Source organism: Mannheimia granulomatis (assembly GCF_011455695.1).
GTDB classification, from domain to species: domain Bacteria; phylum Pseudomonadota; class Gammaproteobacteria; order Enterobacterales; family Pasteurellaceae; genus Mannheimia; species Mannheimia granulomatis_A.
Window position 1 is genome coordinate 915,611 of sequence record NZ_CP015030.1, and the last position, 16,003, is coordinate 931,613.

A 16,003-nucleotide genomic window follows, 5' to 3' on the forward strand; every position below is an offset into this window, starting at 1 on the left:
CACAATTTCCCTCTCAATTTTCATTTCTTATATGTAAAAAAACAAGCGATCATTTTTTTGCAAAAAATACAAAAAATCTGACCGCTTGTAAGTGAATTATAAAAAGATTACTTCAACTGTTTAAAAGCTTGCAATAAGTCTGCTTTAATATCTTCCAGATGCTCTAAGCCTACAGAAAAACGAAGTAAATTATTCGTAATACCACGTGCGATACGTTCTGCTTCCGGAATATCCATATGCGTTTGTGTTGCCGGGTAAGTAATAAAACTTTCTGCACCACCTAAACTTTCAGCGAAGGTAATTAAGTTGATCGCTTTGAGGAATTTAGGCACCCATTCTTCTTTTTGTAAGCGGAACGACACCATACCGCTTTTACCTGAATAAAGTACGCTGTCAATTTCAGGCTGCTCTGCTAAAAATTTAGCAATTTCTGTTGCATTGTGTTGATGACGTTCCATACGCAATGCTAAGGTTTTCATGCCACGAACTGCAAGATAAGAATCAAATGGTGAAAGCACCGCCCCGGCACAGTTTTGGAAATAGAATAAACGCTCGCTTAAATTTTGTCCGTTTACTTTCGTAGCTTCTGAATCTTTAGCCACAATTAAGCCGGCTAATACATCATTATGCCCAGATAGATATTTGGTAGCACTATGAATCACAATATCTGCACCGTGTTCAATCGGACGGAATAAGGCTGGTGTTAAGAAAGTATTATCTACAATCAGCATCAAATTATGCTTTTTAGCAATCTTAGAGATTGCAGCTACATCACACTCCTCCATTAACGGATTCGAAGGGGTTTCGACAAAAATTGCTTTGGTATTAGGTGTGATAGCTGCTTCAATTGCAGTTAAATCGGCTGTATTCACATAAATAGGCTTTAATGTGCCGTGATTTTTGTGGCTGAAATCAAATAAACGGTAAGAACCACCGTAAACATCGCTAGAAATAATCCATTCATCTGGGGATTTAAACAGCGACATCACCAACTGAATTGCAGCCATACCTGAAGCCATAGCAAAGCCTGCATCACCGCCTTCTAAATCAGCAATCCCCTGCTCTAACACCGCACGGGTTGGGTTTTTAGTACGGGTGTAATCCCAGCCTGTTGATTCGCCTAAGCCATCGCGGCCATAAGCGGTAGAAAGAATAATCGGCATTGCCACTGCACCGGTGCGAGGATCGGTTCGATTTCCGATTTGAACTAAAGTGGTTTCGATGTTGTTGAATTTTGTCATTGTTATTATTCCTTCAATTTTATAGGTTATTTAAATCTAACACATCTGTCATATCAAACAGTCCATTTTGTTTTGTGTTTAACCATTTCGCTGCACGCACAGCCCCATTAGCGAAGGTCATTCGGCTGGAGGCTTTATGGGCGATTTCTACACGTTCGCCTTCATCGGCAAACCACACAGAATGTTCACCGATAACATCTCCGGCACGAATGGTCGCAAATCCGATTTCATCACGTTTGCGTTCGCCTGTAATGCCATTACGCTCAAATACGCCGTGTGTTTTTAAATCACGCCCAAGCGTTTTCGCAATATGTTCGCCCATTGATAATGCTGTTCCTGATGGTGCATCAACTTTGTGGCGATGATGAGCTTCAATCACTTCAATATCACAATAATCGCCCATTACTTTTGCGGCTTTTTCTAACAGTTTGAATACTAAATTCACGCCCACGCTGTAGTTTGACGCAAATACAATACCGATTTTTTCCGCTGCGGATTGAATTGCGGCTTTGCCTGCATCATCAAAACCGGTTGTACCAATAACCATTTTTTTATTATTTTCTATACAAATGGCGATATGCTCTAAGGTACCTTCCGGGCGGGTGAAATCAATTAATAAATCAAATTTATCGGCATTTTCAGCCACATTATCGGACACCGCAACGCCTAAAGTACCAATACCAACTAACTCCCCTGCATCTGCACCGACTAATGATGAACCTTTACGCTCAAATGCAGCACCTAACTCTACCCCTTCGGTATTTTGCACTGCCGTAATTAGATTACGCCCCATTCGCCCGCCGGCACCGACAATTCCGATTTTTAATGTCATATTCTTTCCTTTTTGTTGTGTTACAAGCGGTTTGATTTTACAAGAATTTTGCAAAATTTTGTGAAATTTTTACCGCTTGTTGGCTATTTTTCCGATTTCCCCATTACCATAATATGTACGGTAATTTCCTCACGATCATGGTAAAGATGTTTTGCTTGAATTTTGAACCAAAATCCTTGTTTTACCAGTTCATCTTCCAAAAATTGTAAGCAAAGTTGCACCTCTTGATAGCGTTTTTTCATCGGTAATTTTAGGTTGAAAATCGTTTCACGACACCAACCGTTAATCAGCCATTTCGCCATTAATTTGGCGATACGCATTGGTTGTTCAACCATATCACACACCAACCAATCAATTTGCTTACGTTTTGGAGGTTGAAACTTAAAGCCATCTTCCGGGCAATGCTCAATTCGTCCCGTTTCATGTAAACTGGCAGCCATTTTGCCGTGATCGACCGCATAAACAAACACGCCACGTTTGACTAATTGGTAAGTCCAACCGCCCGGGCAAGCACCTAAATCCACGCCAATCATCGTATCGTTAAAGCGTTTTTTCTCTTCCGCTTGCGGAATAAAAGTTAAAATCGCCTCTTCTAATTTTAAAGTAGAACGGCTTGGCGCCTCAGCCGGGAATTTTAAGCGAGGGATTCCCATAAAAAACGGCGATTTATTATGATTATAAGCATAGCCTACATAGCATGCCCCTGACCGGATAAACAGAATATGCAGACTGATACTCCCCTTCGCGTTATCTGATTTGGTTAGCCAGCCTTGTTTTTTCAATGCAGAACGCAGCGGTACAGTAAATTTACGGCAAAAAGTTAATAACTCTTTGGCCTCATTGGTGTCCGGTGTTTCCACAAAAACATCTGAACTGTTACTAGGGTTCATCTCGGCATATTGGCTTAAAATCGGCGAAATTCGGTCATTTTCAGGTAAATTTTGCAGCAAATCACCCACTACAATCATTTGGCGAACGAAAATAAGCTGTTCAAACTTCAGCTCGCGAGCTAACCGATCCGCATCTCCTGTTTGATAGCACTCAAAGATCACATAACCACTGTTTTCTTTAAGGTTAGCGAAGCCAAAAACACCCAGCTGAGCCGCTTTGTCGCTGATCTCCCCTGCCACCTCTTTTTCAAAACCTGAACGGCAATAAAGTGCTAATTTGTTAAACCCTGATTTATTTAGCATAACTTCTCACACTCACATAAATTAATGCAGCCCAGCCAAGCATAAAGCACAGACCACCAATCGGCGTTAGCCAATGAATAGTTGGAATATCTAATGCTCGTAGATAGAGATTTCCGCTGAAAAGTAAAATCCCTAATGTCCAGCTACCGCCAATAATATTGATGGCTTTCTCTCTACAAGCGGGCGGATTTTGCGAAAAATTTGCAATTTGGAATAAGCCCAAAGCTAGAATTGCCACGGTATGAAACATTTGATATTTAATGCCTGTATCAATCCAGCCTAAAGCTTTAGGCTCTAAATGTGGCGATAATCCATGGCTGGCGAATGCCCCAAACGCCACGGTAAAAAAGCCGCTAAGGGCGGCAATGGTAAGAAATTTGTTTTTCATAACAGACTCGTTAATAATAAAAATGCCTTACTATAACATACTAGAGCGATAGATAAGCGGTCAATTTCACGAAAAATTTTGCAAAAAATTCTTATAAAATGACCGCTTGTATGATGATTACTCTCTAAATTCAGGTGCTTCAAACACCTTCACTTTTGGAGCTTCGCCGATAAATTTTTCCACCTGAACTGTGGTGGTATTCGGGGCATTGCCCTGCCCAAGCTTTGAAGAGCCTTCATTACAAGTCAGGACGTTCGGATTACCGCTTCGACATAACGCGTTTGGTTGGGTTAAATCCTCAGGATCGTACCAACCACCTTCGTAAAGAGCAACTGTGCCTTTGATAATACCATCTGTTACCACCGCTCCCGCCAATACTTGTCCGCGTTTGTTAAAAACTCGCACAATATCACCGCTTGTAATACCTCGCTCGGCAGCATCCTCCGTATGAATTAGCACAGGCTCTCTGCCATTTACTTCATAATATTGGCGAAGTGAAGAATAAGCCAATTGGCTGTGCAAGCGGTATTTAATATGTGGCGTAACTAATGCTAACGGCTCACTTTCTGTCGTTTTTCCCGAATATTCCTCGTGTTCCAACCACATTGGATGACCTTGGCAATCTTCATAGCCCATATTCGCCACTGTTTGTGAGAAAATCTCAATTTTGCCTGATGGTGTAGCTAGTTTATGGGTAATCGGATCTTCTCGATAATCTTGATAACGAACAAAATTGTTGCTATTTTGCTCAGATTCAAATGAGAACACCTTATTTTCCGACCAAAATATATCAAAATCCGGCAACGGTCTTTCCGCTTTTTGTGCTGCATCAAAAGCGACTTGGTAAAATTCCGACAACCATTGCATTTCGCTTTTACCTTCAGTAAATTCCAGCCCTTTGCCGGCTCGTTTAGCAAGTTCAGCAAAGATATCATAATCATTTTTTGCTTCAAATTGAGGCGGAACTACTTGTTTCATTGGGATGATATGTTTTACCACATAATCCCCTGCCACCGTTAAATCATTACGCTCATAGCTTGTGGTTGCAGGCAGAACAATATCTGCCATTCGAGCAGTTGGAGTCCAAAAACATTCATTGACGATGACGGTTTCCGGCTGCTGCCACGCTTTCACTAAATAGTTGGTGTCTGGGTGATGTGCAAACGGATTCCCGCCCGCCCAATAGACTAATTTAATGTTCGGATAAGTGAAGGTTTTCCCATTAAAATCAAAAGGTTGATTTGGATTTAGCAAAGCATCGGCAATGCGGGCAACCGGGAAAAACGGCATTTGCGGATTCGGCTTGCCTGCGTTAATTGCCCCTAGGCGGATACCCGAATCATTACTTAAACCATTGGTTGAATAGCGATAATTTAAGCCAAACCCACCGCCCAGTAAGCCGATTTGCCCGAGCATTGAAGCAAGAGTAACTAGCATCCAATGGCTTTGCTCGCCGTGTTGTAGGCGTTGCAAGCCCCAGCCGGACATTAACATGGTGCGATTTGCCACAAAGGCGCGAGCTAATGCTTGAATGGTTTCGGCAGAAATGCCACAAATCTGGCTTGCCCATTCTGCAGTTTTCGGTTGATTATCGGTTTTACCTAACACATAGTCGCTAAATTGCTCGAAACCAACGGTATATTTCGCTAAAAATACGTGATCGTGCAGGTTTTCGCTAATTAGCGTATGGGCGATACCCAACATTAATGCCACATCGGTTCCTGTGTTGATTGGCAACCACTCTGCCTCTAAAAATTGACAGGTTTCGCTACGGACTGGGTCGATACAAATCACTCGTTTCCCACTAGCTTTGATTTTAGCTAGATAATCAATGCCTTCCGGCTCAGCAGATGTCCAAGCAATGCGTAAGGTGTTGAGTGGATTAGACGACCAAATTACCAATAATTCGGTGCTTTCGACAATAGTGTGCCAACTCGTTTGCTGAGCATAAACTTCAATATTACCTAAAACATGCGGCATAATCACTTGTACAGCACCAGTGGAATAATCGCCACGACTGTTTACAAATCCACCTGTTACATTCAAATAACGTTGTAAAAGTGTGCGAGAGGCGTGTAGAGAACCACAACTATACCAACCGTAAGAGCCACCAAAAATCGATTCGCTGCCATATTGTTGGCGAACACGCTCTATTTCTCCCGACACTAGCTCAAAGGCTTTATCCCAAGACACACGTACCCATTCATCACGCCCACGCAATGTGGTGTCTTTGTTATCTTCCAAATAGCCTTTACGCACCATCGGGTATCTCACCCGAACAGGACTATAGAGCTGATCTGCTACAACATCTTGTAATTCATTCTGATGATTTTTAGGTAAATAACCTTCTGATTTCACTACTCTGCCGTTTTCAACGGTGACATTTAATGCTCCCCAATGAGCTGCTGTAGTAATGGTGTTTGCGGGTTTGTCTAAGGCGATAAACTGCCCATTTTCTAATTGATTTGCCATATTTTCTGTCTGCTGCTTTTCTGTTTGTTGTATTGAAATTTGCGAGAGAATTTACTTCAATGAACTCGAAGTTGCAATACAAGCGGTCGTTTTTTATGGGAATTTTGCAAAACAAAACCCACCAAACGGTGGGTTAAGATTGATGATTATAATGCTACTTGAACAATCACATTATCCGCTTTTTTCACATAACTATTGATTTGGTCAAAATTCATATAGCGGTAAATGTCATCTTTGTCTTTTTGTAGGTCATTCACATAGCCAAGATACTCTTCCGGTGTTGGTAATTTACCTAACAGAGCAGAAACTGCAGCCAGCTCCGCAGAGGCTAAATAAACATTCGCCCCTTGCCCTAAACGGTTCGGAAAGTTTCGGGTTGAAGTTGAAACCACATTAGCATTATTCGCCACTCGTGCTTGGTTGCCCATACAAAGTGAGCAACCCGGCATTTCAACTCGAGCCCCGCTTTTACCGTAAATGCTGTAATAGCCTTCTTCAGTCAACAAGCCTGCATCCATTTTTGTCGGTGGAGCAATCCAAAGTTTTGTCGGTAATTCCCCCTGTGCTTGGCTTAATAATTTTCCTGCCGCACGGAAATGCCCGATATTCGTCATACAAGAACCGATAAAGACTTCATCAATTTTATCGCCTTGCACTTGCGAAAGTAGACGTGCATCATCAGGGTCATTCGGCACACAAACAATCGGCTCTTTGATTTCATCTAGGTTGATCTCAATAATCGCCGCATATTCCGCATTTTCGTCAGCCTCTAATAGCTCTGGATTATCCAACCATGCTTGCATATTGGCAATACGGCGTTCAAGAGTGCGTTTGTCGTCATAACCTTCGGCAATCATCCATTTTAAAAGCGTAATGTTAGAGTTCAGATATTCCATAATCGGCTCTTTGTTAAGCTTGATGGTACAAGCTGCCGCTGAACGTTCTGCTGAAGCGTCTGAAAGCTCAAAAGCTTGTTCGATTTTCAGATTTTCCAAACCCTCAATTTCTAAAATACGACCGGAGAAAATATTTTTCTTGCCTTTTTTCTCAACGGTGAGCAAGCCTTGTTGAATCGCATAGTAAGGAATGGCGTGCACTAAATCGCGTAGCGTAATGCCCGGCTGCATTGTGCCTGAAAAACGCACTAACACGGACTCCGGCATATCCAACGGCATAACACCTGTTGCAGCAGCAAACGCCACTAAGCCCGAACCTGCGGGGAAAGAGATACCGATTGGGAAACGGGTGTGTGAATCACCACCTGTACCGACTGTATCAGGCAACAACATACGGTTTAACCAAGAGTGAATTACTCCATCACCTGGGCGTAGCGAAATACCGCCACGGTTCATAATAAAGTCAGGTAAGGTATGGTGTGTAACTACATCCACCGGTTTGGGATAAGCGGCAGTATGGCAGAAAGACTGCATAACAAGATCTGCTGAGAAGCCTAAACAAGCTAAATCTTTTAGTTCGTCTCTCGTCATTGGACCTGTAGTGTCTTGTGAGCCGACAGAAGTCATTCGAGGCTCGCAATATTGCCCCGGCCGAACACCCTCTACGCCACAAGCACGCCCAACCATTTTTTGGGCAAGTGTGTAGCCTTTGTTGCTGTTTGACACCGATTGCGGTTTTACAAAAATATCGCTTTCCGGCAAGCCTAATGCCACTCGTGCTTTATGAGTTAAACCTCGACCGATAATCAGTGGAATACGTCCACCGGCACGCACTTCGTCTAATAGCACTTCGGTTTTTAGGCTAAATTCTGCTAAAACTTCATCGGAATTGTGTTTACAAATTTTGCCCTGATAAGGGTAAATATCAATCACATCGCTCATATTGAGATTCGTAACATCCACTTCAATCGGTAACGAGCCTGCATCTTCAAGTGTATTAAAGAAAATTGGTGCGATTTTACCACCAAGCACAATCCCCCCTGCTCGTTTGTTCGGGATATAAGGAATATCTTCCCCCATAAACCAAAGCACCGAGTTGGTTGCGGATTTACGAGAAGAGCCCGTTCCCACTACATCGCCCACATAAGCCAGCGGGAAACCTTTCTCTTTTAAGGCTTCTAACTGTTTAATCGGGCCGGTGTGGCCATTGTCATCAGGGAAAATGCCATCACGCTCATTTTTCAGCATTGCTAAAGCATGAAGCGGAATATCAGGGCGTGACCATGCATCTTGTGCCGGAGAAAGGTCATCGGTGTTGGTTTCACCGGTTACTTTGAAAACGGTGACCGTAATTTTTTCAGCCAATTTCGGGCGAGAGGTAAACCAATCGGCATTTGCCCAAGATTCTAAAACTTGTTTAGCGAATGGATTACCTTTTTCGGCACGCTCTTTCACATCGTGAAAGTTATCAAACATTAATAAGGTTTTGGATAAAGCTTCCACTGCAATAGGAGCAAGTTCTTCGTTATCTAATGCAGATAGTAGCGTTTCAATATTATAACCACCCTGCATCGTGCCGAGTAATTGCACCGCATGAGTAGGTGAAATTAATGGAGATGTTGCAGCACCTTTGGTAATGTCGGCTAAGAAGGCGGCTTTGACATAGGCAGCTTCATCTACGCCGGCTGGAATGCGATTTGTAAAAAGATCTAATAAAAAGACCGCTTGTTCGGCAGGAGGATTTTTTAATAATTCGACCAGCTGAGCGGTTTGTTCCGCGTTTAATGGCTGAGGTACGACTCCAAGTTTCGCACGCTCATCAACATGTTGTTGATAGTTTTCGATAAAATTTGCCATAATTCACTCTCTTTTGTAATTACATATTTGCAATGATGTCTTGTGCAAATTCTGAGGTTGAACGCAAAGTTGCCCCTTCTAACATTTCAGCGAAGTCAAAAGTAACTGTTTTATTCGCAATTGTTTTAGACACTGCTTTTACCACTAAATCTGCGGCTTCCGTCCAGCCTAAATGACGTAACATCATTTCCCCACTTAAAATTAAAGAACCCGGATTGCCCTTATTTTGACCTGCAATTTTAGGGGCTGTACCATGAGTTGCTTCAAAAATTGCCGCATCAAAACCAATATTTGCACCCGGTGAAATCCCAATCCCCCCCACTTGAGCTGCAAGTGCATCGGAAATGTAATCACCGTTTAGGTTAAGCGTGGCGATCACATCATATTCGGTTGGGTGCAATAAAATTTCTTGTAAGAAAGCATCAGCGATACAATCTTTAATAACGATCTCTTCGCCTGTTTTTGGATTGGTTAAACGCATCCAAGGGCCTTTATCAATCAGCTCTGCACCAAACTCTTGAGCGACTTGGTAGCCCCATTCTTTAAATGCCCCTTCGGTAAATTTCATAATATTACCTTTATGCACCAAAGTGAGCGATTTGCGGTTGTTATCAATCACATATTGTAAGGCTGCACGTACTAAACGTTGAGTTCCTTGTTTGGAAACTGGCTTGATGCCGATACCGCAATCTTCGGTAAAGCGGATTTTTTTCACGCCCATTTCTTGTTGTAGGAATTGAATCACTTTATTTGCTTCAGGCGAGCCGGCAACCCACTCCACACCTGCATAAATATCTTCCGAGTTTTCACGGAAAATCACCATATCGACTAATTCCGGATGTTTTACCGGACTTGGTGTACCGTCATAATAGCGAATCGGACGTAAGCAGTTGTATAAATCTAAACCTTGACGCATTGCTACATTTAGCGAACGAATCCCACCGCCGACCGGTGTCATTAATGGACCTTTAATTGCCACGTGGTATTGACGAATCAGCTCTAAGGTTTCATCAGGCAGCCAAGTATTTTCGCCATAAATTTCGTTAGCTTTTTCGCCTGCATAGATTTCCATCCAAGCAATTTTGCGTTTTCCTTGGTAGGCTTTTTCAACCGCGGCATCTAAAACCGCTTGCATGGCTGGCGTAACATCAACACCGATACCATCACCTTCAATAAAGGGAATAATTGGATTGTTTGGTACTTGTAACGAACCGTCTTGATTAAGTTGAATGGTTTCGCCTTGGGGAATTTGGACTTGTGTTTGCATTTTTTGCTCCTGTATTGACGAAAAAATAGATAAAATCAATTAACTATAAACAGTAAATTAAGAAATGTAAACAAAGAGAAAAAATATTTAAATTTGATTAACATTTTTTTTAAATTTCATCTAAAAAGGGGTTGTTCTTAGTCTAAAAATAATTTAAGTTTAATGAGCAAACATCAAAATAAAAGGAGTGACCTATGTCAAAAGCAACATTAACTCTCGAGAACGGTGAACAACTCGATCTCAATATAAAAAAAGGCAGTTTAGGTTATCAAAATATTGATATACAGCCTTTTATGAAGCACAAACTTTTTTCTTATGATCCCGGTTTGGTTTCGACTGCAGTCTGTGAATCTGCTATCACTTATGTGGATGGGGATGAAGGTATTCTGCTGCATCGTGGCTACCCTATCGACCAGCTTGCGAATAATGCTGATTACTTAGAAGTTGGATATACTCTTCTATTCGGCGAACGTCCAACTAAAGAAGAATATAAAGATTTTGTGCAACTAATCAAAAAACATACCCTTGTGCATGAACAACTCACTAAATTCTTCTCCGGGTTCCGCCGAGACTCCCACCCGATGGCGGTCATGTGTGGGGTAAGTGGTGCACTAGCCGCTTTCTACCACGATTCAATTGACGTTAATAATCAAGCCCACCGTGAACTTACCGCCATTCGTCTTTTAGCTAAAATACCAACCCTTGCTGCGATGTGTTATAAATACTCTATCGGTCAGCCGTTTATGTTCCCACAAAATCATTTATCTTATGCCGGCAATTTCTTATATATGATGTTTGCCACACCTTGTGAGCCTTATGAAGTCAATCCTGTATTAGAGCGCGCATTAGATAGAATCTTTATTTTACACGCAGACCACGAACAAAACGCTTCTACCTCAACGGTCCGTACCGCAGCCTCTTCTGGTGCAAACCCATTTGCTTGTATTGCAGCAGGTATTGCTTCATTGTGGGGGCCGGCACATGGTGGGGCGAATGAAGCTTGTATCAATATGTTAGAAGAAATCGGAACTGTTGATCGCATTCCGGAATTTATTGCCCGAGCAAAAGATAAAAATGATCCTTTCCGTTTAATGGGCTTCGGACACCGAGTCTATAAAAATTACGATCCTCGTGCTAAAGTCATGCGTGAAACCTGCCATGAAGTATTGAAAGAACTCAACATTGACAACCCATTATTTGAAGTTGCATTGGAATTAGAACGTATTGCGTTAAGTGATCCTTATTTCATTGAGCATAAACTTTACCCAAATGTAGACTTCTACTCCGGTATCGTGCTTAAAGCGATTGGTATTCCAACTTCAATGTTTACAGTTATGTTCGCTTTAGCCAGAACCGTTGGTTGGATTGCACACTGGAAAGAGATGTACCTACAAGGTAACATCAAAATCGTCCGCCCTCGCCAAATCTACACAGGCGAAACCAAACGTGATTTTGAAGCAATGGATAAATCATAGGATTTGCAAAAAATTAAACCGCTTATGAAAACAAGCGGTTTAATTTTCTATAAAATTTGCAAATCAGGCTAATTTATTGAGCAGTTGCGTTCTAACATCTTGACCATTTTCATCGCATTTTACCGCTATCATAAATAAACCTTTTCCTTGACTTAACTTCTCCCAAAGATTGCCAATTAATGCTTTTTCTTTGGAGTCCTCATTACTTTTTAATTGCTCCCCTTTATATTCTACAATTAAAATCCGACCATCAATAAGTTCTACAATAAAATCAGGGTAAAAATTCTGATGAGCTAATGGTAAAGCAAACCCTCTTTTTACAGGATTTCTTACCCAATATTTCACTTGAGGCAATGAATCAATCGCAACGGCACAGTCAAATTCTTCTCCACTTGCTTTCAACTCCTCAATTTGAGCAAAATAGTGTTTGTTGAATTTATAACGTCCTGTATAAAAAGGGGGTTGAGGCACGAATTTTTCCAGGTTAAAACTAAACTGATATTGCTTATTTAGGCAGATTTCTACTTCTTCATTACCCCCAAATAGTGCTTGTTGATAGCAATTTTTTTGAGCTAATGCCCGATAACGATTAATCAAATCTGAAATAGCCCGAGCCAGTGCAAATTTATGTTGAACTAACCGAGTTAAGGTTATTCCTACATTTTTCAGTAAATCTGAAATCAATAATTGCAAAAACCTTAACATCGCAGGTTGAGGAATGTCAGTTAAACGCACTTGTTTGTCTAACCAACGGATAAAATCTTGCTCGGTTAGCTCTAGCCAATCATCAGAAAAACTAAGTTGTTGTTGATTGAAATGGTAAGAAACTCGTTTATCTTCCACATCAATTTCAAAACTGTGGCTATTTTCTTGCAATCTAAATCCATCAAGCTTGGCTGGGTAATCCAATAAATTCCAACTTTGGTAATCCAATAGGATTTGTGAATCAGCTAAGTCTAATTCGCCTTGAATATTCATACAGAGTTGAGGTATTACTTTAAATATTTCACCTTTTTCAGCAGGAGAAGCTAATATTTCAACTCTATTCTGGTGAATTTGTAACTGTTGCTCAATTTGCTCTTTTTTCTTACCTGTTGCAGTTCGGAGCAAGGCTTTTTCTAGCTTTTCACTTAACTTACCTTTTACTTGCACTAAAATGCTACCTTCTTGCTCGGTAATTTTGAGTTGAGAACGTTCTGCTTCATTTAAATCCGTCATTTCAGGAAGTCGCGTTAATTCTAAAACCGTTGTTGGTGTATAGAATAACTCCGCTTCATTTTCACTCACCCAATTTTCTTGTTGTGGAATACGGAGCATTTCGGCTACTTCTAATGCTTCAAATCCCATTCCAATCAATTTATCTTGTAAATTACGAGCTGTTTCGCCAAACGACTTAGAGGAAAGATGAGCATAAGCACGGTTTAAATCTTCAATTTGACGTCGTTTAGCATAAGGCATTCGTAATACTCGCCCTAATAGCTGCTCAGCTTCCTTACTGGAGGAAACATTTTGCACCGAGCAAAAAATATAAGCAAACGGGCAATCCCACCCTTCTTTTAATGCCTCCACCGTGATGATGTAATTAATCCTACATTGTGGACTAAATAAATCGATACCGTCTAATTCGTGCTGATTCCCTGTAACAATTGCTATCTCTTCTTCATCAATTTTTAATTCATCGATTAAATACTGTTTTAAGACTTCTACCGTTACTTTTCCGTTTTTCGGCTCAGCTTGGAACAACACAAGCGGGCGAATATAATCGCTTTCATACTGTGCTTTTTGAGCTAATGCTCCTCTGTTGATGACTGCCCCATCTATTGCCTGTTGCCAATTATGATGCTCAGTCAGCACAATCGGCAATTTAATCATCTCTTCTGCTTTTAGATGACTTGCCGAAACGTGATACAACACATTACTCCCTGTTTTTCTGTCCGTATTTGGCGTAGCAGTAAATTCTAAAATAGCCGCAGGGGAAAGCTGAGATAACACATCAAAAGAGAGTGAAGTCCGAGCGTTATGAGCCTCATCAACAATTACTAAAGGTTGGTAAGCTCGCAACAAATTTGCAAAAGAACACTTAATTTTGCCCGCTTGTTTGGCGTTCAAACCGTTTTCTTGTAGATCAGTGGTTGAGATTTTTTCTAAATTTGCCTGAATATGGGTTGGTAAACGCTCAAAATGGGCAGTTAATTTTTCATTAAAGGCATAAATTTTCCGCCCATCTTGATTTTCTACCCGAAAGTTTTGAATAGTAGAAACAATCACAATCGCCTTATTGCCGAAATCTTGTGGGCGAAGTAAATCAAAATCTTCAGACTCAATAACAATGACTTCTCGGTTAAAGGTTTTATCAAGTGCCGCACGGTAAGGATGTTGTGGATTTTTCAACGCTTCTGCGGTTTGGGTTTTAATTGTACGAGAAGGCACTAGCCACAAAGTAACAGGGAAATCACAATCCAAATACTGCTTTGCAATACGAACAATACTATGCGAGGCTAACAACGTTTTACCACCACCCGTTGGAATTCGTACACAAACATAAGGCACATCACGCAAATCACTGTGCTCACTTGGGATCTTGTAACTATATTCAGGTTGAATTTGGCTAAAAGCGGTGTTTGCATCCGATTGCAAGCAAGCCGAAAAATAGTGGCTGACACTGTTTAATGCCTCATTTTGGTAATTTTTTAATTTCATTTTTCTCCCACTATTAACGAGCAGTTACATCATACGGAATTTGTTTAAATGTAATTTTCTTTTCAGCTAACTGTGCCTCTCCTAAACGACAGGCTTCACCATATACCACAATGTCCATTCCGTGTTGAATAAATTCAGCAAAGTATGGCAACTCTGCCATTAATTTTCGGGTTAGCACATTACCACCCTGCGGACGCTTATCGCCTAAAATTCCGTTATATAACAAATAGTAGGCTTTGCCGTTGAAAGTACCGACAAGCGGTGATTTTTCGGTGTTTTTTTGCAAAGGAAAATGATTCTCCAAATACCAAATATGAGCAGCTAAATCGTCAAAACGAATGTTAGGATTAAGTGAACCGAATGCGTCAAATACTTCCTCGCCTAATTCACAAAAACGAAACGATCCGCCACCTTGCCAACCTACCGCTTTTGAAATACCACCTTGTTCTCCCTCAATCACTTTTTTCAAACGAGGCACTACGTGGGTTTTAGCGTGATCGCCAATCTCAATACCGATATAACGACGGTTCATTTTATGAGCAACCGCTGCGGTTGTGCCTGAGCCAAGAAAACTATCGAGGACGAGATCGTTTTCACTAGTGGCTAAGGTTAAAATGCGTTTAATTAATTTTTCAGGTTTTGGGGTGTCGAAAACATTATCTGCATTGAAAGATTTGATTTCTTTTTTAGCATCTTGGTTATTACCTACCTCAGAATGTTTCCAGATAGTCAGTGCAGTTGTTCCTTGCTTAACATCAGATAAAAATTTCTTTAATCGAGGTTTATTAGTCCCTTTTTTACCAAACCAAACCCTATTATCAGTAATTAGCTCTTGCATTTTTTCTTTGGAATAAATCCAATGACGATTATTTCCAGCAACAAACACTTTACCACTTGGACTAATGATTTCATAAAGCCCATATTCAAAAGGGTCTTGAGCAGTTAAATCCGATGATGTCCAAACACCTCTAGGATCGTTATCAGGATTTTTATAACGTAAATCCATATCCGCTGTTCTAGACAATAAATTTGGTCGCCATTTTTCCTTATTTTTCGCATAGCACAGAATATGATCGTGATTATCTGAAAGCCACTTTGCATCATTTTGTGGGGAAAACTTCTTTTCCCACACCACATTCGCTACAAAATTTTTTCGTCCAAAAATTTCATCGAGCATAATCTTCAAATAGTGGCTTTCATTATCATCAAGGGTGATCCAAATTGAACCATCTTCAGCAAGCAATTCCCGTAAAATTTCAAGACGTGGATACATCATTGAAAGCCAAACGGAATGCTCTAAATTATCATCGTAGTGGGTAAAGGCAGATTTTGTATTATAGGGAGGATCAATGAAAATACATTTGACTTGCCCCGCATGGAAGGGCAAAAGAGATTTTAAGGCAGATAAATTATCGCCTTGAATAATTAAATTTTGCTTGACATTAGATAAGCTTTCAGCAGAAGCTGAGCTGTCGGCTGTCGGCTGTCGGCTGTCGGCTGTCGGCTGTCGGCTGTCGGCTGTCGGCTGTCGGCTGTCGGCTGTCGGCTGTCGGGCAGTATTATGTGAAAAATCCGGCAACTCTCGCAATAGGCAATATGGGGTTTGTTTGGCTTTTTTTACGGACTCTTCTTTGCCGTACCAAGTAAGCGTTGTCATAAAATACACCTGAAAAATAAAAGTG

The 16,003-nt window shown here is 41.0% G+C and carries 10 protein-coding genes; 1 reads left to right on the forward strand and 9 read right to left on the reverse strand.

From position 1 onward, the window contains the following. Positions 1-107: 107 nt before the first annotated feature. From A4G16_RS04460 to icd, 7 genes are all read right to left on the reverse strand, one after another. Entirely contained in the window at positions 108-1,241 is a 1,134-nt protein-coding gene (locus tag A4G16_RS04460; protein WP_165888868.1) for a methionine biosynthesis PLP-dependent protein, read from the reverse strand. A gap of 19 nt (positions 1,242-1,260) precedes the next feature. After that, on the reverse strand, positions 1,261-2,073 hold the full coding sequence (dapB, locus tag A4G16_RS04465; protein ID WP_165888869.1) for a 4-hydroxy-tetrahydrodipicolinate reductase: 813 nt from the start codon (positions 2,071-2,073) through the stop codon (positions 1,261-1,263). Positions 2,074-2,156: 83 nt separating this feature from the next. Continuing rightward, positions 2,157-3,266, reverse strand: coding sequence for a 23S rRNA (cytidine(2498)-2'-O)-methyltransferase RlmM (rlmM, locus tag A4G16_RS04470; protein WP_165888870.1), 1,110 nt, complete (start codon positions 3,264-3,266; stop codon positions 2,157-2,159). Beyond that, complete coding sequence (locus A4G16_RS04475; RefSeq protein ID WP_165888871.1) at positions 3,256-3,654, reverse strand: DUF423 domain-containing protein; 399 nt, start codon at positions 3,652-3,654, stop codon at positions 3,256-3,258. The genes rlmM and A4G16_RS04475 overlap by 11 nt, the downstream gene beginning before the upstream one ends. A gap of 117 nt (positions 3,655-3,771) precedes the next feature. Then, entirely contained in the window at positions 3,772-6,126 is a 2,355-nt protein-coding gene (locus A4G16_RS04480) for a molybdopterin guanine dinucleotide-containing S/N-oxide reductase (protein ID WP_165888872.1), read from the reverse strand. Positions 6,127-6,272: 146 nt separating this feature from the next. Next, positions 6,273-8,879, reverse strand: coding sequence for a bifunctional aconitate hydratase 2/2-methylisocitrate dehydratase (acnB, locus tag A4G16_RS04485; protein WP_165888873.1), 2,607 nt, complete (start codon positions 8,877-8,879; stop codon positions 6,273-6,275). A 19-nt stretch (positions 8,880-8,898) separates the two neighbouring features. Beyond that, positions 8,899-10,146, reverse strand: a complete 1,248-nt coding sequence (icd, locus tag A4G16_RS04490; protein WP_165888874.1) for an NADP-dependent isocitrate dehydrogenase — start codon at positions 10,144-10,146, stop codon at positions 8,899-8,901. Between the two features lie 194 nt (positions 10,147-10,340). Here icd and A4G16_RS04495 point away from each other — a divergent pair, with 194 nt between their 5' ends. Continuing rightward, on the forward strand, positions 10,341-11,621 hold the full coding sequence (locus tag A4G16_RS04495) for a citrate synthase (protein WP_165888875.1): 1,281 nt from the start codon (positions 10,341-10,343) through the stop codon (positions 11,619-11,621). Positions 11,622-11,684: 63 nt separating this feature from the next. Here A4G16_RS04495 and A4G16_RS10960 read toward each other — a convergent pair whose 3' ends face one another. Beyond that, positions 11,685-14,321 carry a DEAD/DEAH box helicase gene (locus tag A4G16_RS10960; RefSeq protein ID WP_165888876.1) on the reverse strand — a complete coding sequence of 879 codons (2,637 nt, stop codon included), beginning with the start codon at positions 14,319-14,321 and terminating at the stop codon, positions 11,685-11,687. A gap of 13 nt (positions 14,322-14,334) precedes the next feature. Further along, positions 14,335-15,978, reverse strand: coding sequence for a site-specific DNA-methyltransferase (locus A4G16_RS04505; protein WP_207951346.1), 1,644 nt, complete (start codon positions 15,976-15,978; stop codon positions 14,335-14,337). Positions 15,979-16,003: the final 25 nt, after the last annotated feature.

Coding starts and splice junctions, on each gene's coding strand:
- A4G16_RS04460 (WP_165888868.1), bottom strand. CDS start 1,241: ATGACAAAATTCAACAACATCGAAACCACTTTAGTTCAAATCGGAAAT.
- dapB (WP_165888869.1), bottom strand. CDS start 2,073: ATGACATTAAAAATCGGAATTGTCGGTGCCGGCGGGCGAATGGGGCGT.
- rlmM (WP_165888870.1), bottom strand. CDS start 3,266: ATGCTAAATAAATCAGGGTTTAACAAATTAGCACTTTATTGCCGTTCA.
- A4G16_RS04475 (WP_165888871.1), bottom strand. CDS start 3,654: ATGAAAAACAAATTTCTTACCATTGCCGCCCTTAGCGGCTTTTTTACC.
- A4G16_RS04480 (WP_165888872.1), bottom strand. CDS start 6,126: ATGGCAAATCAATTAGAAAATGGGCAGTTTATCGCCTTAGACAAACCC.
- acnB (WP_165888873.1), bottom strand. CDS start 8,879: ATGGCAAATTTTATCGAAAACTATCAACAACATGTTGATGAGCGTGCG.
- icd (WP_165888874.1), bottom strand. CDS start 10,146: ATGCAAACACAAGTCCAAATTCCCCAAGGCGAAACCATTCAACTTAAT.
- A4G16_RS04495 (WP_165888875.1), top strand. CDS start 10,341: ATGTCAAAAGCAACATTAACTCTCGAGAACGGTGAACAACTCGATCTC.
- A4G16_RS10960 (WP_165888876.1), bottom strand. CDS start 14,321: ATGAAATTAAAAAATTACCAAAATGAGGCATTAAACAGTGTCAGCCAC.
- A4G16_RS04505 (WP_207951346.1), bottom strand. CDS start 15,978: ATGACAACGCTTACTTGGTACGGCAAAGAAGAGTCCGTAAAAAAAGCC.